At 45.1% G+C, this 4200-nt stretch carries 5 protein-coding genes and 1 pseudogene; 2 read left to right on the forward strand and 4 right to left on the reverse strand.

Annotation, left to right across the window (positions count from 1 at the left end; translation table 11 throughout):
- Window positions 1-130: 130 nt before the first annotated feature.
- From RLO19_RS24430 to psaK, 3 genes and pseudogenes are all read right to left on the reverse strand, one after another.
- Window positions 131-430: pseudogene (locus RLO19_RS24430) on the reverse strand (DUF4915 domain-containing protein); the annotation flags it as partial.
- Between the two features lie 48 nt (window positions 431-478).
- Entirely contained in the window at window positions 479-1681 is a 1203-nt protein-coding gene (locus RLO19_RS24435; protein WP_446359999.1) for a site-2 protease family protein, read from the reverse strand.
- A gap of 107 nt (window positions 1682-1788) precedes the next feature.
- Window positions 1789-2064 carry a photosystem I reaction center subunit PsaK gene (gene psaK / locus RLO19_RS24440; RefSeq protein ID WP_446338957.1) on the reverse strand — a complete coding sequence of 92 codons (276 nt, stop codon included), beginning with the start codon at window positions 2062-2064 and terminating at the stop codon, window positions 1789-1791.
- Window positions 2065-2188: 124 nt separating this feature from the next.
- Here psaK and RLO19_RS24445 point away from each other — a divergent pair, with 124 nt between their 5' ends.
- A complete protein-coding gene (locus RLO19_RS24445) occupies window positions 2189-2812 on the forward strand; it encodes a phosphoribosylanthranilate isomerase (protein WP_446360000.1) in 624 nt (207 codons plus the stop codon).
- 65 nt (window positions 2813-2877) lie between these two features.
- Here the strand turns inward: RLO19_RS24445 and RLO19_RS24450 are convergent, their stop codons facing one another.
- Window positions 2878-3576, reverse strand: coding sequence for a pirin family protein (locus tag RLO19_RS24450; protein ID WP_446360001.1), 699 nt, complete (start codon window positions 3574-3576; stop codon window positions 2878-2880).
- 129 nt (window positions 3577-3705) lie between these two features.
- Here RLO19_RS24450 and RLO19_RS24455 point away from each other — a divergent pair, with 129 nt between their 5' ends.
- A complete protein-coding gene (locus RLO19_RS24455; RefSeq protein ID WP_446360002.1) occupies window positions 3706-4083 on the forward strand; it encodes a winged helix-turn-helix transcriptional regulator in 378 nt (125 codons plus the stop codon).
- The last annotated feature ends 117 nt before the right edge of the window (window positions 4084-4200 follow it).

Here is a 4200-nt window from a genome sequence, read left to right on the forward strand (position 1 = left end):
GAACAATGGATAATGACCTCTCCTTAAAAGAAGAGGATTGAAATTAAGGAAAATCTTTTTTAATTTCTTCGTAAACGAAGAGGTCTTAGACCCAATTAATCAATTGTCAATTATCAATTATTAATTATCCATTGATAAACGGCGGTTGCCACACCGGAGTAAAACTATGGGTTTTGCTCACTGTCGCCAAACAGCTAAATAGGGTATTGACAAAGATGGGATCATCCCTCCCTAACCCCCCCTTCAAAAGGGGGGGAACCTCTTGCTCCCCCCATGTTAAGGGGGGCTGGGGGGGATCGACTACCGCCACATCATGCACATCTAAGTCCCCGGTAACATAACCCACTTGCGGCACATAAAGACAGTCATACCCGTGGTGAACTTGTCCCGCTTCTAGAACATTTTCAAATCGCCATAACTGATAGAGTGTTTAACTAATTATTTTATACAAAACTATAGTCAATTTTCATTGTGCCTTCTATGAAGTTGTCGCTTGAGCGATCGCAGAAAGTTTTAACCAGGATGGATAACTCCCCTCTGCCTTAATCTGCTGGATTTGCTCCTGGGAAATCGGCAGATTCAGACGCCCTGCAACAGCCCCGACAATATCGCCTCGGTCAATAACACCCGCGATCGCGCCGGCGGGAGAAAGTACGGTAATATGCTTTAGCTGACAGGTTTCGAGAGTCTTAATCACCTCTATTAACGGGGTTTTCTCCTCGACTGTGGCAATCTCCGATAACGGGTGAACCAGACTCTCCAGGGACTCCATTTCCCAGCGACTGCGTTCAATTGTTTGTAAATCTTGAATCTTGACTAAACCGCGATAACGTCCCTCCGACGCGGCATAATAGGGCTTATGCGTCTGAATATCTGCCAGAATGTACTCATCCGCCAAGGACCGTAAGCTCATTGTGGCATCCAGGACACGAAAATCGCGGGTCATGGCATCAGAGGCTTGAAGCTGGAGTAAGATTTCTTGTAAGATTGTCAGGCGATCATAAGCATTGGCATTGCGATACACAAAAGAGCCAATCAACGCCAACCAAAGCACTGTCCAGACTCCAGTTAATAAAGCCAGTCCTACGGATAGCGCGATCGCGAAAAAGCCAATCAGTTTCCCCGCCTGTGCAGCCCAACGCACCCCGCGCAAGCGATTCCCCGTCAGCTTCCAGATTGCCGCTTTGAGAACTTGTCCACCATCAAGGGGTAATCCAGGGATTAAATTAAATAGGGCTAATACCAGATTAATTCTTGCCAGATCCGCCGCCACCAGATATCCCAGATTTTCCGTCGGCAGTGCCTGAGTTAACCCATAGAATAGACCAAAAAGGCAGAGGCTAACCAGAGGACCTGCGATCGCGACTTGAAACGCATCACCCGGAGTCTGGGATTCCCGATCAATCGCCGCCACGCCGCCAAAGATAAACAGAGTAATCGAATTTACCTTAATTCCCTGCGATCGCGCCACTAAACTATGCCCCAGTTCATGCAATAACACTGAGGCAAACAATAATAGCGCCATCACCAACCCCAGACTCCAGGCGGAAATTGACTGAAAACTCCCATCGAAATTCCCCGCCTTAATGAAGGTGACTAGGGCTAAGATAAAAAACCACGATGGGTCAATAAAGAATGGTATTCCGAATAAGGAGCCAATTCGCCAATTTGACTGTACCAACGTTTTTCTTCCTGTGCGTTTACCTAGACTAGGGGTTGCCGTATTCTACGATATCAGCTTTTCGATCCCCGACTGCTTCAACAAGCCGGGGATCTGAGCCTCCCAACTTAGAGCGCTCCCGCGTTTGTCAATCCCAAGATCACACCCGCACCAATAAGATGACCCAAACTAGCCGTCGCCAACAGTTCAGTTACACCGAAACGCTTGAAAATGGCAGGTTTAGGCAGGGGTAAATCGGGTCCTACGCCAGGATTCTGAATCGCGTAGTAACCTACAACAATTGCCACCAGGTTACAGATAATCATCACTAGCCCAACGGTGGGTGTCCATGAGGGGGTTGGAGGTACAGTGGATTGAACCGCCGCGAATATTATGTTAAGCATTGTATATTCTCCTTTGCTTGATAAACAGACACAATTGAACAAATAATAAAAAATTCTGGAGAGAAAATTAACAAAATGTTTTAATATTTAACAATTTGACGATAAAACTAGAACATTGTTATCGATGCGGGTAAAAATTTGCGGCATTACCAAACCAGAACAAGGACAAGCGATCGCGCAAATGGGTGCAACCGCCCTAGGATTCATTTGTGTCCAGGCTTCTCCCCGTTATGTTACCCCCCATCAAATCGGATCGATTGTAGACTCGTTGACGATATCGGTGGATACAGTCGGCGTATTTGCCAACGCCTCGGTTAAAGAAATCTGCGCCACGGTTACCTCAGGGAGATTGAGTGCCATCCAACTCCATGGTAATGAATCCCCCGAATTTTGCACCCAACTGCGGCAATTCTTACCTGAGATTGAAATGATCAAAGCCCTGAGAGTGAAAACCCCGGATGATTTACACTTAGCCTATCGCTATGTCAATTACGTCGATACCTTGTTACTGGATGCTTACCATCCCCAGATGCTAGGGGGTACCGGTAAAACTCTCGATTGGGAAACCCTGGCTGAATTTCATCCCCCTTTACCGTGGTTTCTGGCTGGCGGCTTAACCCCAGAGAACATTCTCGAAGCGCTGAAACGATTGCACCCCAATGGGATTGATGTATCGAGTGGCGTTGAGCGATCTCCCGGAGATAAAGATTTGGATAAAGTCGCTTTACTGTTTCAACAAATTCTCTGAAAGCCCCCCTTTTTAAGGGGGGTTGGGGGGATCTCTCTTACCGCATGCACTCCCCATCTGTCAGATTATGCCAAATCAAAGAGTAAAATTTCAGCATCGGTTGTCGCGGCTATCACCACATCTGTTTCCTCACTCAAAGCCGCACCATCACCTGACTCTAAAGCTAACCCATTAACCGTAATCCTACCTCGCGCTACCTGTAGCCAACCATAACGTTGAGGTGCCAGAGAATGAGTGATGCGATCGCCCTTTGTCAAGATGGCTGCATATAAGTTTACATCCTGATGAATTGTTAGGGATTTTTCTCTCCCATCACCTGAAGCAATTAAATGAAACTGTCCGGGATGCTTGGTGATGCCAAAGTTATGCTGTTCATAGCTAGGATTATGTCCATTTTTATCGGGTAAAATCCAAATCTGTAACAAGTGAACTGAGTCTGTCTTTGAATGATTAAATTCACTATGGCGGATACCTGTACCTGCACTCATCCGTTGTACATCACCTGGATAAATCACGGAACCATTTCCCATACTATCTTTATGTTCTAGCGCTCCATCTAAAACATAGGTAATGATTTCCATGTCCCGATGTCCGTGAGTACCAAATCCTGCACCCGGACTAACCTGATCCTGATTAATAACCCGCAGGGTACGAAATCCCATAGCGTTCGGATCGTAATAGTTAGCAAATGAAAAGGTGTGATAGGTGTCTAACCAACCGTGATTAGCATGTCCTCGTTCTTGAGATTTGCGAATATTAATCATTTGTCCTTTGTCCTTTTGCTTGTCAGTGTTTTCTCAAAACATTAGATTTTGTATAGTTCAACTATAAAACCCATACAGCTATTATGGGAAGTATGCACTTTAAAGTAAGTTAGTTACCAAAAAGATACTATGGCAACCAAAAGCGTAGAGAGTGAACGCGCCACTTGTCCTGTAGAACGCACACTAGAGGTTATTGGCGGTCGTTGGAAAGTCTTGATTCTGCGGGAATTATTTGAAGAGGTGAAGCGTTTTGGTCAGTTACATCGGGCTTTACATGGTATTACCCAGAAAATGCTGACGCAACAATTGCGAGAACTGGAAGCCGATAGTATTGTACATCGGCAGGTTTATCTGCAAGTTCCGCCAAAAGTTGAGTATTCTTTGACACCATTAGGCGAGAGTCTCAAACCGATTCTTGAGGCGATGCATGAATGGGGGGTAAAACATCTAGATTGGGATGATCAAAAACATAGTATAGCCGGGAATTCACAAATTGACAATGGATAATGAACAATGGATAATGACCTCTCCTTAAAAGAAGAGGATTGAAATTAAGGAAAATCTTTTTTAATTTCTTCGTAAACGAAGAGGTCTTAGACCCAATTAATCAATTGTCAATTATCA

It is taken from the genome of Coleofasciculus sp. G2-EDA-02 (assembly GCF_040226375.1).
GTDB lineage: Bacteria > Cyanobacteriota > Cyanobacteriia > Cyanobacteriales > Coleofasciculaceae > Coleofasciculus.